The 15,578-nt window shown below is 56.3% G+C and carries 14 protein-coding genes and 1 tRNA gene; 8 read left to right on the top strand and 7 right to left on the bottom strand.

Annotated features, from left to right (window positions below; genetic code table 11):
- Positions 1-23: 23 nt before the first annotated feature.
- Both M2305_RS13410 and M2305_RS13405 read right to left on the bottom strand, forming a co-directional pair.
- The gene (locus M2305_RS13410) at positions 24-902 is read right to left on the bottom strand and encodes a prephenate dehydrogenase/arogenate dehydrogenase family protein (protein WP_086633239.1); all 879 of its coding nucleotides are present in this window, start codon (positions 900-902) and stop codon (positions 24-26) included.
- Positions 902-2,071 (bottom strand): lysylphosphatidylglycerol synthase domain-containing protein, encoded by a 1,170-nt coding sequence (locus M2305_RS13405; protein WP_338085673.1) that lies wholly within the window; start codon positions 2,069-2,071, stop codon positions 902-904. Before M2305_RS13405 ends, M2305_RS13410 begins: the two co-directional genes overlap by 1 nt.
- Positions 2,072-2,209: 138 nt before the next feature.
- Between M2305_RS13405 and hpnA the strand changes: the two genes are divergently transcribed.
- Genes hpnA through hpnC form a run of 3 tightly spaced genes read left to right on the top strand, consistent with a single transcriptional unit; the run spans position 2,210 to position 5,204 of the window.
- On the top strand, positions 2,210-3,205 hold the full coding sequence (gene hpnA, locus M2305_RS13400) for a hopanoid-associated sugar epimerase (RefSeq protein ID WP_046901689.1): 996 nt from the start codon (positions 2,210-2,212) through the stop codon (positions 3,203-3,205).
- Positions 3,205-4,347, top strand: coding sequence for a glycosyltransferase (locus tag M2305_RS13395; protein WP_264649976.1), 1,143 nt, complete (start codon positions 3,205-3,207; stop codon positions 4,345-4,347). The genes hpnA and M2305_RS13395 overlap by 1 nt, the downstream gene beginning before the upstream one ends.
- Positions 4,344-5,204 (top strand): squalene synthase HpnC, encoded by an 861-nt coding sequence (gene hpnC, locus M2305_RS13390; RefSeq protein WP_264649623.1) that lies wholly within the window; start codon positions 4,344-4,346, stop codon positions 5,202-5,204. Before M2305_RS13395 ends, hpnC begins: the two co-directional genes overlap by 4 nt.
- A gap of 39 nt (positions 5,205-5,243) precedes the next feature.
- On the opposite strand, the gene M2305_RS13385 is transcribed toward hpnC, so the two are convergent.
- Complete coding sequence (locus tag M2305_RS13385; RefSeq protein ID WP_264649622.1) at positions 5,244-6,419, bottom strand: pyridoxal phosphate-dependent aminotransferase; 1,176 nt, start codon at positions 6,417-6,419, stop codon at positions 5,244-5,246.
- Between the two features lie 83 nt (positions 6,420-6,502).
- Positions 6,503-6,946, bottom strand: coding sequence for a cupin domain-containing protein (locus tag M2305_RS13380; protein ID WP_211508511.1), 444 nt, complete (start codon positions 6,944-6,946; stop codon positions 6,503-6,505).
- A gap of 136 nt (positions 6,947-7,082) precedes the next feature.
- On the opposite strand from M2305_RS13380, the gene hpnD reads away from it, so the two are divergent.
- From hpnD to M2305_RS13360, 4 genes are all read left to right on the top strand, one after another.
- On the top strand, positions 7,083-7,958 hold the full coding sequence (gene hpnD, locus M2305_RS13375; protein WP_264649621.1) for a presqualene diphosphate synthase HpnD: 876 nt from the start codon (positions 7,083-7,085) through the stop codon (positions 7,956-7,958).
- Between the two features lie 5 nt (positions 7,959-7,963).
- Complete coding sequence (hpnE, locus tag M2305_RS13370; protein ID WP_099212661.1) at positions 7,964-9,259, top strand: hydroxysqualene dehydroxylase HpnE; 1,296 nt, start codon at positions 7,964-7,966, stop codon at positions 9,257-9,259.
- A gap of 73 nt (positions 9,260-9,332) precedes the next feature.
- The gene (gene shc, locus M2305_RS13365; RefSeq protein ID WP_264649620.1) at positions 9,333-11,321 is read left to right on the top strand and encodes a squalene--hopene cyclase; all 1,989 of its coding nucleotides are present in this window, start codon (positions 9,333-9,335) and stop codon (positions 11,319-11,321) included.
- On the top strand, positions 11,321-11,953 hold the full coding sequence (locus M2305_RS13360) for a nucleoside phosphorylase-I family protein (RefSeq protein WP_264649619.1): 633 nt from the start codon (positions 11,321-11,323) through the stop codon (positions 11,951-11,953). The genes shc and M2305_RS13360 overlap by 1 nt, the downstream gene beginning before the upstream one ends.
- Here the strand turns inward: M2305_RS13360 and M2305_RS13355 are convergent.
- The 3 genes from M2305_RS13355 to M2305_RS13345 form a co-directional block, all read right to left on the bottom strand.
- A complete protein-coding gene (locus M2305_RS13355) occupies positions 11,921-13,282 on the bottom strand; it encodes a sodium:solute symporter (RefSeq protein WP_264649618.1) in 1,362 nt (453 codons plus the stop codon). The two genes, M2305_RS13360 and M2305_RS13355, sit on opposite strands and share 33 nt — an antisense overlap.
- An 86-nt stretch (positions 13,283-13,368) precedes the next feature.
- A complete protein-coding gene (locus M2305_RS13350; protein WP_046901679.1) occupies positions 13,369-14,169 on the bottom strand; it encodes an RlmE family RNA methyltransferase in 801 nt (266 codons plus the stop codon).
- A complete protein-coding gene (locus tag M2305_RS13345) occupies positions 14,166-15,290 on the bottom strand; it encodes a Ppx/GppA phosphatase family protein (RefSeq protein WP_264649617.1) in 1,125 nt (374 codons plus the stop codon). The genes M2305_RS13350 and M2305_RS13345 overlap by 4 nt, the downstream gene beginning before the upstream one ends.
- Positions 15,291-15,448: 158 nt before the next feature.
- Between M2305_RS13345 and M2305_RS13340 the strand changes: the two genes are divergently transcribed.
- A tRNA-Gln gene (locus M2305_RS13340) sits at positions 15,449-15,522 on the top strand.
- Positions 15,523-15,578 lie beyond the last annotated feature (56 nt).

Raw genomic sequence — 15,578 nt, 5'->3', positions numbered from 1 at the left:
CTATTTTTCAGGAAGGGAAAATATCAAGCCTGTCGATTTTCGATCAGTGTCCGCCGGATTGCCCGACCTCGTTCAATCCGGCTCGTAATCGCTTCCTCATCCCCAGCACGTATCGCCTGCGCCATACCCTGGGCATCTGCAACGAAGCGATCCAGCGTCTCTAACAAGACGTCCTTGTTAGCGATGAAGATGTCTCGCCACATGACGGGATCAGAAGCCGCAATACGCGTGAAATCACGGAAACCTGATGCGGCATAGTCCAGAACGGCTGCGCGGATTTCTTCGGAAAGATTATCCGCCGTATCGCAGATCGTAAAAGCCAGCAGATGGGGAAGGTGACTCACCATGGCACAGATACGGTCATGCTTGTCATCAGGAAGAATTTTTGTGCGAGCGCCACAAAGCTCCCACAGCTTCTGTATCTTCTCTATGGCAAGCTTATTTGCCCCCTCTGGCGGCACGAGTAGCGACCAGCGGTTCTCAAAAAGCGTCGCAAAACCAGCGTCCGGCCCTGAGTGCTCGGTTCCAGCCATGGGGTGGCCCGGAACATAGTCTACACCGGCGGGCAGGAGTGCCTGTATCGTAGGGCCGAGTTTTCCACGTACAGATGCAACATCCGTGAGGATTGCTCCCGGTCGCATGTGAGGCAGAATAGCGCGCGCTGTCGCTTCTACTGCACCGACGGGAACACAGATCATCACGCAGTCAGCCTGTGCTGCCAACGCCATATCGTCTGTAACAACGTCTGCAAATCCAAGCTCGCGGACGCGATCAAGAACGGCAGGATTAATATCAGCCGCGATCAGCGTATCCGCGAGCGTGCCCATTTCTTTCCCCCGCCGCAGGACAGAGGAACCGATCAAACCGGGACCAATAACAGCCAGAGAACGGAAAAGGGGCATCACAGAACGCGCGGCGCGGTTGCGAAAGCGGCGTCGTCCTCTTTTTCAACTTTTTGATGAGATGATCCGTCTTTTCCCGCAGCCCCAGCCATCGCAGACGTTCTGGCCTTTTTCAGGACTGACGTAACGGTGTCCTCAGGAGTGCCGGCAAGAGTAGCCCGTTCTTTGCGAAGACGATTCATCTCTACAGCCTGCCATCCAAGAAGAACAGGAATACCGATCAGGATATCACGCCCACGGCGGAGCAGAGACAGGCTGAGAGAGATCTGTGAGTCTATTCCGAAGATGAGGCCGAGCGCCACATAGGCGGCTTCCTGCACACCAAGAGCCGCCGGAACAAGGAAGCCTGCTGACATGATCCCGCACACCACGCCTTCAATGGCGAGAGCAGACAAAAACCCGACGTGAGCGCCTAACAGCTCCAGAGCCGTCCATGTGGCGGCTGCACCACCGACCCAGCAACTGAAATGGACGATCGCGCCCAGCATAATGCGATCCGGGCGGCCCCACAGCGATTCCAGCCGCGCCTGAAAGATGTCTGTATTTCCGATAAGGCTCTCTCGCCAGTCAGAGGCGATATGACGCCCGAAGAACATGGCGGCCTTGCGTACCATCGATCCGCCGCGGTGCTGCGTCCAAATGAAACCGGCAATGCCGAGAGAGAGAAGCACCATGCCGCCCATCAGAGGCCAAATAAACCGCGCGGCTCCCTGATGACCAACGAGGCAGAGAATCGCAACAAGAATGAAGGCGATCTGCCCCAGAACCTCTGTTGTGATGTCGACCAGATTGGCCGCCACACCTTCCGGCCAGTGAAGATCTTCGCCATCAACGTCCCGAGCCTGATGCCCTGCCAGGGTTGCGCGAACGCCGAGGACCATCCCGCCAAGCTGGGAAAAGGGCAAGCAGGCACCCGCTGCATCACGGACAAATCGTGCGCCGGTCAATCGTGCCAGACCGATCTGCGGTACGGCTGCCTTCCAGGCGAGGCCGAGACCGACATCCAGAACAAGCTGGATCAGCACCAGAAGGAAGAAACCTCCGACGCCAACTTTTCCAAGAGCTTCCATGACTGGCTGAATGCCTGCCTTGGCGGCAATGAATGTGAAAAGAGCCACACCCAGAAGGGAGAGAATAATAGGGAGAGTTTTTTTCAACGTCTTCGTCACATACCGTTCGCAACACGCTCTAACCTACAGCTCTGCAATATTCCAGCCTTGCAGACGCTTTCCCCCGAAAGCCACCGGCAGTATGGTGGCCGAAAAATTTCAACCTGTTGCTGATGAGCCGAGGAGAAGATTGCCACCATGAACGATGTCACACTCGTTACAGGGGCTACCGGGTTCGTTGGTTCTGCTGTTGCCCGCGTACTCCGGGAACGTGGGCACCGCCTGCGTTTGTTCGTTCGGGAAAACTCGGACCGTTCCAACATTGCAGAGCTCGACGCGGAACTTGCCATCGGGGATCTGTCTGATCCGACGACCCTTCCTGCCGCTCTCAAAGGTGTGAAGATCCTTTTTCACGTCGCTGCCGACTACCGACTCTGGGTCCCGGACCCTTCAGTCATGATGAAAGCGAACGTGGACGGCACACGGAACCTGATGCTCGCAGCCCTTGAGGCCGGGGTAGAAAAGATCGTTTACTGCTCTTCCGTAGCAGCACTTGGCCTAAGCAAAGACGGCACACCTGCTGACGAGGAAACATACGTCACGGAAAGCAGTGTCATCGGCACGTACAAACTGTCCAAGTATCGTGCGGAACAGGAAGTGCTGAAGCTGGTCCGGGAAAAAGGTCTTCCAGCGATTATCGTCAATCCGTCAACACCGATTGGTCCGCGCGATATCAAACCAACCCCCACGGGGCAGATGATTCTTGACTGCGCCTCCGGCCGGATGCCCGCATACGTCGAAACCGGATTGAACATCGTTCACGTAGACGATGTCGCAGAAGGCCATGTTCTGGCTCTGGAACGCGGCAAAATTGGCGAAAAATATATTCTCGGTGGCGAGAACATGATGTTGGGAGACCTCTTCAGGCTCACCAGCGAAATTGCCTGCGTCAAGCCGCCTCGGGTCAAGCTCAAGCAATCCTGGCTCTACCCAGTCGCGGTCGTCTCTGAATGGCTCGCACGAGGATTCGGGATTGAGCCCCGCGTGACACGTGAAACACTCGCCATGTCCCGGAAGCTCATGTTCTTCTCATCGCTCAAGGCTCAACGAGAACTGGGCTATGCGCCGCGCCCTGCACGGGATGCGATCGCAGATGCGATTTCATGGTTCCGACTACATGGACGTATGAAATAATGCTGTTTGGAAGCGCACTTACCAGTCTTGGGGCTTGGATTTATCTTTCACTCTTCCATGGAAAATTCTGGCAGAGCGGCCCAACTCTCAAAGCAGGTTCGTCGCCCCCGTGCGCCCCGGATGTTGCAATCGTGGTGCCCGCGCGTGACGAAGCTGAGTCTATCCAGTCGTGTCTGACATCTCTTTTGCAACAGGACTATGACGGCAAACTTTCGGTCATTCTCGTAGATGACAACAGCACGGACGGAACGGGAGATCTGGCACGCGCCGTTCCCGATCCTCATAACCGGCTTATTGTTCTCACTGGTGCCCCACGACCACCCGGATGGAGTGGCAAGCTGTGGGCAGTTAACCAGGGCGCCCAAAAGGCCCTGAACCATATTGGGCCTTACGGCTATATTCTGTTTACCGATGCCGATATCATGCATGCGCCCCAGCACTTGGCCACCCTTCTGGCCAAGGCGCGTGAAGACGATCTCGACATGGTTTCGGAGATGGTTGCACTTAACTGCGAAAGCTCGGCCGAGCGGTTTCTTGTCCCGGCTTTCGTCTATTTCTTCGCCATGCTCTATCCGTTTGCCTGGACAGCCAGTGAACGGTCACGCATTGCGGGAGCCGCAGGGGGAACAATCCTGCTCCGTCGACGTGCTCTGGAGCGGATCGGTGGCATCGAAGCCATCCGGGGCGCACTGATTGATGACTGCACGCTTGCAGCACATGTTAAACGATCGGGTGGCAGGCTCTACCTAGGGCATAGCGAGCTTGCATGGTCAGTTCGTCCCTATCGGGGAGCCAAAGACATCTGGGAAATGATTGCCCGGACAGCTTACGTCCAGCTTCGCCAGTCTCCATTACTGTTGCTGGCGACCATTCTAGGAATGACGCTGATCTGGCTTCTCCCTGTCGGTCTGGCGCTTTTTGGCAAGGGGCGTACGAGGAAAGTCGGACTTCTGACCTATCTCGTGTCTTGCGCAACCTTTCTGCCAACTTTGAAGCGGTTTGGTCTTCCACTATGGCGGGCATTACCGCTGCCATTCGTTGCGGCTTTTTATATGGCTGCCACCGTTGGTTCTGCCATAGACCACCATAGAGGCGTCGGCGTACGCTGGAAAAATCGTTCCTATACGGATGAGGCATCGTGACAGAAGACATCTGGGGGACGAAAGACGTCACCTCCGCCAAAGGCAAAACTGACGAAAATTTCCCCGTCGGCTCTTTACTGATTTCCCGGCGCCTGCGCCCATATGTTCACACATATTACAATTTCGCCCGCGTCGCCGATGACATGGTGGACACTCCCGACCTGACGCCACTGCAGAAAATTGCGCGGCTGAAAGGGATGGCTGCCGTCATTCGCGGGGAAATCCAGGCGCCTCAAAGAGCAGATGCACAGACAGCCGTAAAATTAAGAGAGGTGCTTCTTAAAACAGGCGTTCCTCTGGAAACCGCAACGGATCTTCTTGAAGCATTCTGTATGGATGCAGAAAAGACACGTTATGAGAGCTGGCAGGAACTCCTGCATTACTGCCGGTATTCGGCCAACCCGGTTGGGCGCTTTCTTCTGCTGCTGCACGCAGAAGGGCAGGAGACCCTAGCACCATCAGACGCTCTATGCTCCGCACTGCAGGTCATCAACCATCTTCAGGATGCGTCTGAAGATCTGAAAACGCTGGATCGATGCTACATTCCGCTTCCCTGGCTCGCAGAAGAAGGCGTTACAATCGACGATCTTCGGCTTGTTCGAAGCAAACCAGGTCTGCGCCGCGTTTTTGATAGAATGCTGGATGGCGTAGATACGCTGAATCGCGAAGCCCGCGGACTACCGATGCTGATCAAGGATCGCCGGATGCGGCTTGAAGCTGCTGTTATCGTAGAGCTATCGCATATTCTGACGCGCAAACTAAGACGTCAGGACCCTGTCGCAGAACGTGTGTCTCTTACGAAATCAGACGGCGTAAAGGCATTGCTTCTGGCTATGCGCTACTTTCCGTCGAACTAGATAGGATGAGGGAAGGCTTCAGACCTTCCCTCAGGCACATCAGCCGATAATACGGTCAAGCACTGCACAGAACTTTTTCATGTCGCTCATGGAGCCAACCGTAATACGGGAGGCATTCGGCCAGATCGGCCAAGAGCGACCAATGATAATGTTTTCCTTCAGGAAAGCATCCTTGATCGGTGCAGCAGGGCGCTTCCAGTCAATAACGAACATATTCGCATCAGAAGGAATGAAGCTGATGCCCTTCTTCTGAAGGTGTTCATAGGTCATGGCGCGTGCCGCATCCATCTCACGACGGCGTGCCGCAATATCCGACGCCATGGTCAGGCTCTTCGTACCGCAGATGACCGCAGGGATCGGCAGCATGTGAGTCTGGTTCACACCATCATAGCGCATCATCTTCTCATGCAGAGCCGGAGGAGCCATGCTGAAGCCAAGTCGCAGGCCAGCCATTGCGAACATCTTCGAGAAGGTCCGCAGAACCACTACATCGCGTCCTTCAGCAACGAGCGAAACGGCGCTCGGGGCGTCAGAGAAATGGATGTAGGCTTCATCAACCAGAACAATGGAGTCTTTCGGCTTGTTCGCAACGAGCCAGCGAATATCTTCCAGCGGCGTGATGGTGCCGGTCGGGTTGTTCGGTGAGCAGATGTAGTAGACGCCGGCATTCGGATTAGCCTTCAGCATCGCCTTCACATCGGTCTTATAACCGTTCGATGCGTCCAGCGGCACCTTGGCCAGCGGAATCTTGAGCCACTCAGAAGCTACCCATCCGGCTTCGTAGCTTGGGTCAGCCGTGACCAGACCACGCGTCGGGGAACAGAACGTCACGATCGTACGACAGAGCGGGTCAGACGACCCCCCCCACGGCAGAATGCAATTTTCTGGGACGTTGTCGATCTTGGCGGCTGTGCGGATCAGATCTTCACGGGTATGGCCGCTCGGATCATACCGGTTTCCCTCGAAAACGGCAGCGGCACCCGCCTTGGCAGCGGCTGGAAAAGGACCTGTCCAGCATTCATTGCTGCCGATCCGGACCATTTTTGTGACATCACCGGGCGGCAGCGCGGTGAGGGGGGAAGCCTCCGCACGCCCAACAAGGGACCGAACTGCCATGCCTGCACTCATCAGTGCAGCCACGCGGCCCAGACTACGACGGGAATAACCGCGTGAGAGAAGATCGTCTTTTGCTTCAGGGGACAGGCAGTCGGTCATGCTCGGCTCACGCTCCTAGTGTGTCTGAAAACATACTAGAAACGAAACGATCTGTCTGTCAAAGCCCGAAATGAAATCGGATTTCAGTATTCCGGTTTCTGCTTGTCTACCGGGATAGAAGTCGGCTTCCCCTCAACGCCCGCATAGGTCAGCAGAAGAACGGTCGGGACATCTCCTGACACACCACGATGCACATCATTCACTGACTCCGCAAAGGCTTCGCCCTGATGAAAGGTTCTGGTTTTGCCACTCTCACGGTCTTCAATTTTCAGCGTTCCCTGCAGGACATAGCCGGCGTTTGGAAATGGATGGACATGCCAGGGCAGGGCGGTGTGAGGCGGAATGGTGAGCCGGATCATACTCAGTTCTGGCTGGGACGTGGAATACGGCGTGTAGGTTACTCCGTTCCAGGAATGGGATGCGTTCAGCAGGTGATCAGCATGGGCGGTGGCTGTCGACGATTCTGCATGGGCAACGGAACCCGCAGCCAGGCAGGACAGAAGGATCAGAGACAAACGGAAATTCATCGGATACTCCTTTGGGCAGAGTGTTGCCATTTGGCATCATACAAACGTATGGCATCCCATTCCGTTCGTGTCGGCTTTGTGACATCCCGGTTTGGGGCTAGAACGCAGAATTTCTGAAACAGAACAGGTGACAGACATGGTTTTCAGCAGGGCGCGTGCTTTTTCTGGTCTTCCCTGCGCGCAGGCCGATCTTGACCATGTTGCGCACATTGTCACAGCCTCCGGGACGTCTTTTGCCAGAGGTATGAAGGTCTTACCGGCGGCAAGACGGCAGGCCATGTTTGCAATCTATGCGTTCTGCCGGCAGGTCGACGACATTGCGGATGGTGACACAAATGTCGCTGACCCCGCACAGGCCCTGCAGGAATGGCATGAACGTATAGACCGCCTGTATCAGGGGGAAACTCAGGACGCACTCGATCGTGTTCTTGTGGCAGCAATTTTCCGGTTCCAGCTCCAGGCCAAGGATTTCCATGCCGTTATTGACGGTATGGCCATGGATTGTGGTGCCCCCATTGTTGCACCTGACGAGAAAACCCTGGATCTGTATTGCGATCGCGTTGCGTCGGCCGTAGGTCGCCTTTCGGTTCGTGCCTTCGGGGACTCTTCCGCTGCGGCTGACCGTGTGTCCAAACATCTGGGGCGGGCCCTCCAGCTTACCAACATCCTGCGCGACATTGCTGAAGATGCGGCACGGGACCGGCTGTACCTTCCGTCAGAACTGCTGGAACGCTTCAACGTACCCACCAATCCGAAAGAAGCTCTGTACGCACATGGCCTGGATGATGTGGCCCGTATCCTGAGCCGCCGTGCTCATGATCATTTCCGGGAAGCGCGCCGTGCAATGAAAGAATGCAACAGCACCGCCATGCGTCCAGCACGCATGATGGCAGCGTCTTATGAGCCTGTCCTGAACGCACTCGAAAAGCGTGGATGGAAAAATCCAGAGCTTTCTCCGAAAGTCAGTAGGGGCTGGCGGGCAGTCCGCGCTCTGGCGGCATACGTGAAGTAAGCCCCATGAGCCACGTTCATATTATTGGCGGAGGTCTGTCCGGCCTGTCTGCTGCCGTAGAACTTGCCGCCCAGGCCCAGGTCACGATTTACGAAGCGGGCCCTGCCTGTGGCGGACGCGCACGCTCTTTTCATGACCGCACGCTCGATACCCTGATCGACAACGGCAACCATCTGCTGCTGTCGGCCAACGGCCTGACATTCCGGTATCTGGATATTCTCGGCGCCCGTCACACACTGGCAGGCCCCGGTATTCCGATCTTTCCTTACTATGATCTGGCAGAAGATCTGGCTTGGACACTTCGGCTTTCCAAAGGAAAAGTCCCATTCTGGGCATTACCCGGCGGTCGCCGCGTTCCAGGGATGAAGCTTTCCGAACTGGCATCCCTCGGGCGCTTCCTGAAAGCTGATGACACGACCGTTGTGGAAGAGTGCCTGAAGCCCGGTCAGCTAAGCCGGCGCCTCTTGGAGCCTTTCGCCATCTCGGTTCTGAACACAGACCTGCACACTGGTAGTGCACTGCTGTTGGGAAACGTCATCCGGAAGTCTCTGGCACAAGGCGGTATGGCCTGCTGCCCCTGGTTCCCAAAAATTGGCCTATCTGAAACACTGGTCGACCCAGCGATTTCATACCTGAACCGGTATCATGCGACGGTCCGCACGGGCGTCCGTGTTAGTACCATCATCAGAGAGAATGGCCGCGCGACTGCCATTGAGACGACGGAAGGCCGCATTGAGCTTGGCCCAGAAGACCACGTCATTGTCACTACACCCGCTCCGGTTACCCAGAACCTATTGCCGGAACTGGTTGTGCCAGACGCGTTCGAGAGCATTGCAAACGCGCATTTCAAACTTGCCGCGCCCGTAGAGGCGAGGGGTGTCGTCGCTCAGGCAGGCTTTGTAGGTCTCGTGGGTGGTATTTCGGAGTGGATCTTTCTGAAAGGCGACGTCCTTTCCGTCACGGTTAGCGCCGCTAATCGCTACGCAGATCGCGACAGCAACGAGATGCTTGCCACGATCTGGTCTGAAATCCGGCGCGCACTGGATCCCATTTTGCCTCAGCCACTCCCTGTCGCGATGCCACCTGCTCGGCTGCTACGGGAAAAACGAGCGACATTCGCCGCGACACCAGAGCAAAACCGGCGTCGCCCCAAAGCGAAGACAGATACCGCCAATATGGCGCTGGCGGGAGACTGGACGGATACGGGGCTTCCCTCAACAATCGAAGGGGCCATTCAATCCGGGCTGGCAGCTGTCAGCGCTCTGGGTTTCCGTTCTGCCGTGAAAAACACGGAAACGTGATGAGTGCTCTCCAAACCATGGCTGTAACACAACTCCCGATAATGAGGGCTGCATGTCCCGGGAGACCTGAACAATGCTGATCTATCCTGATGAAAAGGAGGACCGTGTGAGCGAGACCCTTTCCCACAAGCCTGTCGACGCCGAAAACGTCAACCGCGCCATTGAGGGGGCCCATGCCGCTCTGGGCAATCGCCAGAAAGACGACGGACACTGGGTTTTTGAACTTGAGGCAGACGCTACAATTCCTGCCGAATACGTTCTGCTAGAGCATTATCTTGATCGTATTGATCAGGAAAAGCAGGACAAGATCGGCGTTTATCTGCGCCGTATTCAGGGCGAACATGGGGGCTGGCCGCTTTATTTTGGCGGCGGCTTTGACTTGTCCGCAAGTGTAAAAGCTTACTTCGCGCTCAAGGCCATCGGGGACAGTATAGACGCACCACATATGCGTCGCGCCCGCGAAGCCATCCTGGACCACGGTGGGGCTGCCCGGTCCAATGTGTTCACACGCATCCAGCTTGCCCTGTATGGTGAAGTGCCCTGGGATGCGACGCCTGTCATGCCGGTCGAGCTCATGCTGCTCCCGCGGAAGGCATTCTTCTCAGTCTGGAACATGTCGTACTGGTCACGATGCGTGCTGGCGCCGATGCTGGCAGTGGGGGCTATGAAGCCTACTGCCAGCAATCCGCGTGGCATTCATATTCAGGAACTGTTCGTCAAACCACCTGAGCTGGTCAAAGATTGGATCCGGGGTCCATACCGCTCAATCTGGGGACGGGCTTTCAAACATCTGGACTCTGCGCTTCGGCCTGTCCTGCCGCTCATTCCTAACCGCATCCATGAGAAGGCCATCAAGGCTGCCATCAGCTTTATCGAACCACGCCTGAGTCGTGGCGGCCTTGGAGCGATCTACCCTGCCATGGCCAACGTGGTCATGATGTATCGCGCGCTTGGCGTTCCCGATAGCGATCCACGCGTGGTCACGGCATGGGAGTCCATTCAGGACCTTCTTGTTCAAAAAGAAGACGAAATTTACTGCCAGCCCTGCGTCTCACCTGTGTGGGATACAGGACTGTCAGGGCTTGCCATGATGGAAGCGGCATCCGGTGCTCATCCCACCAAACGGGACGAAACCATCGCGAAGCTCAAGAAAAGTGCTGAATGGCTGCGGGACCGCCAGATCCTGGATGTCAAAGGAGACTGGGCAGTCAACACACCCAATCTACGTCCAGGCGGTTGGGCTTTCCAGTACGAAAACGATTACTACCCGGATGTGGATGATACGGCTGTTGTCGGCATGCTGCTGCATCGTGTTGATCCTGAAGAGAACCGTGAAGCCATTGAACGCGCACGGGAATGGATCATTGGAATGCAAAGCACCAATGGTGGGTGGGGCGCGTTCGACATCGATAATGATCTCGAAATGCTGAACCATATTCCGTTCTCGGATCATGGCGCGCTTCTGGACCCACCAACTGCCGATGTGTCCGCACGGTGCATTTCTTTCCTGTGTCAGCTTGGCCATCCGGAAGACCGGCCAGTCATCGACAAGGCACTGGATTACCTGCGCAAAGAGCAGGAAAAAGAAGGCTGCTGGTTCGGTCGCTGGGGCACGAACTATATCTACGGTACCTGGTCTGTTCTCTGCGCCCTGAACATTGCGGGCATCTCCTATGATGACCCGATGGTGAAGCGCGCCATCACATGGCTGGAAGACGTTCAGCGTGCCGACGGCGGATGGGGCGAAGATTGCGCAACCTATGAAGGCGCGCCTCCAGGCACGTACAAAGAGAGCCTGCCGTCACAAACCGCCTGGGCTGTTCTCGCGCTGATGGCTGTGGGCCGCCGTGACAGTGAAGCCGTTAAGCGTGGCATCAACTTCCTGACATCAAAGCAGGATGATAACGGCGAATGGCAGGAAGACGCCTATAACGCTGTTGGCTTCCCGAAGGTATTTTACCTCCGCTATCACGGCTACAAGCAGTTCTTCCCGCTTCAGGCTCTTTCGCGTTACCGCAATCTGGGAACCAGCAACACCGGTCGCGTGGAATACGGTTTCTGATGCTAGGTGTTCTAGTGGGAATGAAGCAGGAAGCGCGCATCATTCGCCGCTTCCTGCCGGACGCGCCGATTGCTTTGAGCAACGCTACAGCATCAGGCGCTGTGGCTGGAGCCGAGAGGCTTCTGCGCGCTGGGGCAACACGTCTGCTATCTTTCGGATGCGCTGGCGGACTGTCAACCAGCGTAAAACCAGGCACGATCATCGTGGCAGATTGTGTTGTCATGACCGGTACAAGTTACGAGGCCGATGCGGGTCTGAGCATACAGTTCGGAGCAGACCATGCCCGTCAGGGGCACATTCTTCATAGCGACAACCTCATCGAAACGGCGGAAGAAAAATCCCGTCTCTACGAGGCCACGGGCTGCATCGCCGTCGATATGGAAAGCGGCGCAATAGCCAGAACCGGCAAGCCTTTCGCAGTCCTTCGTGTCGTCTGCGATGATTCAGCCCGCAGCCTGCCGCCAGCTGCACGGGATGGCCTCAAGGATGGCGCCATCCATCTTGGCGGACTGTTGTCCTCTCTCGTCAGGCAGCCATCGCAGATTCCTGCGCTCATCGAGCTGGGCAAAGATGCTGCCATGGCTCAGAAAGCAATGGCCTTATTTCTGGAAGCCCATCCGCCGCAGCTGTGAGAAAACCCTAGCTCCCGCAAAAGTCGCTAGAACGCCTGCGGGCACCAGCCAAGGGAAGGCGATGGGATGGCCTCCAATCCTGACCATCGCCAGACCGGCCAAAACAACAACGGCTGTTATAAAACCGGCAATCCCATTTGCCTCATCTCGTGAATGTCCGACCATAGCCAGCAAAAACACTCCAAGCGTCGCACCATAGCTGTAAGACGCGATTGAGAGCCCGAAGACGACGGCAGAGCCATTCGGGTGAGAGAAAGACAGCGCCGTCACAACAAGCAGAACGGCCCAGAAACACGTCGCCGTCCGCAGGGACAGCGTCTTCTTTGGAAAAAAATCGCTTTTTGTCGCGGCTGCCATTGAGTTCATGGCACTGGAAAGAGATCCCATTGTCGCAGCCAGAATGCCCGCTACGAGCAGTCCGCGCAGAATAGGGGGCAATGTCAGAACAAACTGTGGGAAGAGTGCATCTGGAGCACCATGATAATCAGGCCAAAGTGCTCTCAACCCCACCCCGACAAATGAAAGTAGGGCGAACAGCAACGCCACGACAAACACACTTCCAATCATCGCTGCCCGCGCGCCTTTGAGCGTCTTTGCTGCGAGGCAACGCTGAAGCATGAGCTGGTCTGTACCGTGTGAAGCAAGGGAGAGAATTGCGCCGCCGACGACAGCTCCCGCTACGGAGAAAGGATTGGTGAAGGCTGGCAATCCCGCAGTAAACATGGGAGCTGCATGAAAAATATCAGTCCCTGAGCGGCTGAAAAGCACCGCCCCACACGCGACACTGCCGCCGAGATAGAGAAGCAATTGAAGCGTGTCGGACCAGACGACAGCTTTCAGACCACCGGCCAGTGTATAAGCCAGCGTGAGAATGACAATCCCCATAAGCAGGGCAATATCCGGAATAGGATAGCCGATACTCGCACACAACAGGGAAACCGGAATCATGCCGGCGTACAAACGCACGCCTTCGGCAAGAAGGCGCGTCAGCAGGAACGTGCCAGACACCAGCTTCTGAAGACGCGTTCCGAACCGCTGACCGACATACCGATAGATGGATGTCGCGCCCCGCTCATGCAGAGGCAGAAACCACCAGGCAACAGCCACGCGTCCGAGCAGATACCCGACTGCCAACCCCAGAAAGACATATCCGTGCAGGTATGCCACGCCAGGAACACTGACGATCGTCAATGTGGACGTTTCGGTTGCAACTAACGAGAGGCAGATAGCCCAGGGCGGAAGATCTTTATGAGGTTGCCGCGCCAGAGTGAGCGCAAAAAGCGGCAGCGACACGAGATAAAGCAGGATGACAGTAAGGCTCTGGATCATCCTGTCCGTTCTGTAGGTGGAACGTGATCCGGTCAAGCACCGGAACTGACGAGTGCCTTTAAAAAAAGCGCTCGTCAGTTCAACGATCAGCCTTCGTCGCTTAGTCGCTCGGGGCGGAAACCCGTGGCAATGACGTAGAGTTCGCTTGATTCCTTACGGGAAGCAGGCGGCTTAACATGCTTGACCGAAGAGAAGGCTTTCTTCATGGACTCAAGCATCTGTTTTTCAGAACCACCCTGAAAGACCTTGGCCACGAAGCTTCCGCCTTCAGCCAGTACCTGAACTGCAAAATCCAGCGCACCCTCTGCCAGTCCCATAATTCGCATATGGTCTGTTGCGGCATGGCCCGTTGTGTTGGGAGCCATATCAGACATGACAAGATCTGCTGGACCGCCGAGAATTTCTTTCAAGCGATCAGGCATTTCCGGATCTGTGAAATCCCCTTCAATGATCTCGGCACCGCTGACAGGATCAACAGGCAGGAGGTCCACGCCTGCAATGTTGCCAGCACCACGTTTGACAGCAACCTGAGACCAGCCGCCTGGGGCCGCTCCCAGATCGATGACGCGCGCCCCCGGCTTGATGATGTGAAATCGATCATCGATTTCGATAAGCTTAAAGGCTGCACGTGAACGCCAGCCCTGTTTGCGGGCTGCCGCGACATAGGGATCGTTGAGCTGCCGGTTCAACCAGCGCTGCTGTGCCGTGGTGCGCCCACGAGCTGTTCTGAGGGTAACGACCTTATTACGGGCCGTCTGTGAAGTAGAGGCGTCCTGAGTAGCGTCAGCTGCACCTGGTGCGGCAGCACTCTTGAGAGCTTTTCCAGGGATGCGCTTGGGTCCCGTATCCTTTTTGGAAGAACCGGAGCGGGATCTAGGCGGCTTCATATCGTGGCGTAATTCCCGAGAGGGCCCCTCGAACGGGGCGTTACATGTCGATGGGTCCTGCGGCGTTCTCTAGTGAAACGCTGACCATGATCGCGGGCCATACGCAGCAGCATGCCATCACGCAACCCCCGATCGGCAATCGTGACCTCTTCTATAGGCCATGTCCGATGAATTGCCTCGAAAATTGCGCATCCGGGAAGAACATACTTTACGCGATCCTGTCCGACACAGGGATGCATCGCCAAATGATCGCGCGAAAGGCTACGTAGCGTGTCAATGGCACTTCGCATGATTTGTCCCGGCAAAGTCAGGCCATCAATCGCCGCGCGATTATAGCGGGGCAGGGCCAGAGCAACACCGGCAAGGGTCGTGACAGTACCAGACGTACCCAGCAGGCACGCATTCCCCTGTGCGACTTCACGGCGGATGCGGTGAACATTCTCAAAACCTACAAGGTGGCTCTGCACATGAGAAACCATCTCTTCATAGGAAGAGCCATGGCCTTCACCGAACATCTCCTGAAGCGTGATGACACCCACAGGCATACTGGTTGTGCCAATCAGTGTCTGAGACTTACGCTCCTGATCAACACGCACCCATGCAACTTCAGTGGAGCCGCCACCAATATCAAACAGAACGCCACGTTCGGATTGAGAAGGTGGCCGTGACGGCATCCGGAAGAGGGGAGAACAGCTCTCCAGCGCGAGCTCTGCTTCCTCACGCGCCGTAATAATATCGATAGTCAGGCCGATTTCACTCTGCACACGCTCAAGGAACTCGCGACCATTCACGGCGCGACGGCAGGCTTCGGTGGCCACAGCGCGAACGTGGGAGAGGGGCCACTGCCGCATGCGCTCGACGCAAATGCGCAGGGCTTCAAGCGCGCGTGTCATAGACTCTTCAGCCAGTCGCCCGCTGACACGCAGGCCTTCCCCTAACCGGACAGACCTGTTGAAACTGTCCACGACCCGAAACCCATTCGGTGTGCCTGCGGCAATCATCAGCCGACAGTTATTCGTCCCAAGATCAATGGCCCCAAAGAACGGACCGGCCTGACGGGCACCAGACGCGCGAATTTGCGCCTGACCTGAAAGCCTTTGCTCCGTTCCTTGCCTCATCATCTTGTTTAGGCTCCCGATTTTGCCCGTGCTGGGACCTTGAATATGCAGCATGAGACGGGAAAACGTCTTACCGCAAGAAAAATATCAATTTTTTCAAAAAAAGTGGAAAGACCCCCTTGCGTCACTCAGCCGTGATGGGTAAACACCCACTCACCGCTTGGGAGATAGTTTAGCGGTAGAACTACCGGCTCTGACCCGGTCAGCCCTGGTTCGAATCCAGGTCTCCCAGCCAACAAATTCCTTAAAATCTACCGCAAAAAAGAGACTTCCCCTCCAGGGGGGAATTAG

This window comes from Gluconobacter cerinus, from assembly GCF_025961355.1.
GTDB lineage: Bacteria > Pseudomonadota > Alphaproteobacteria > Acetobacterales > Acetobacteraceae > Gluconobacter > Gluconobacter cerinus.
This window is presented reverse-complemented; position numbering and strand designations above follow the sequence as displayed.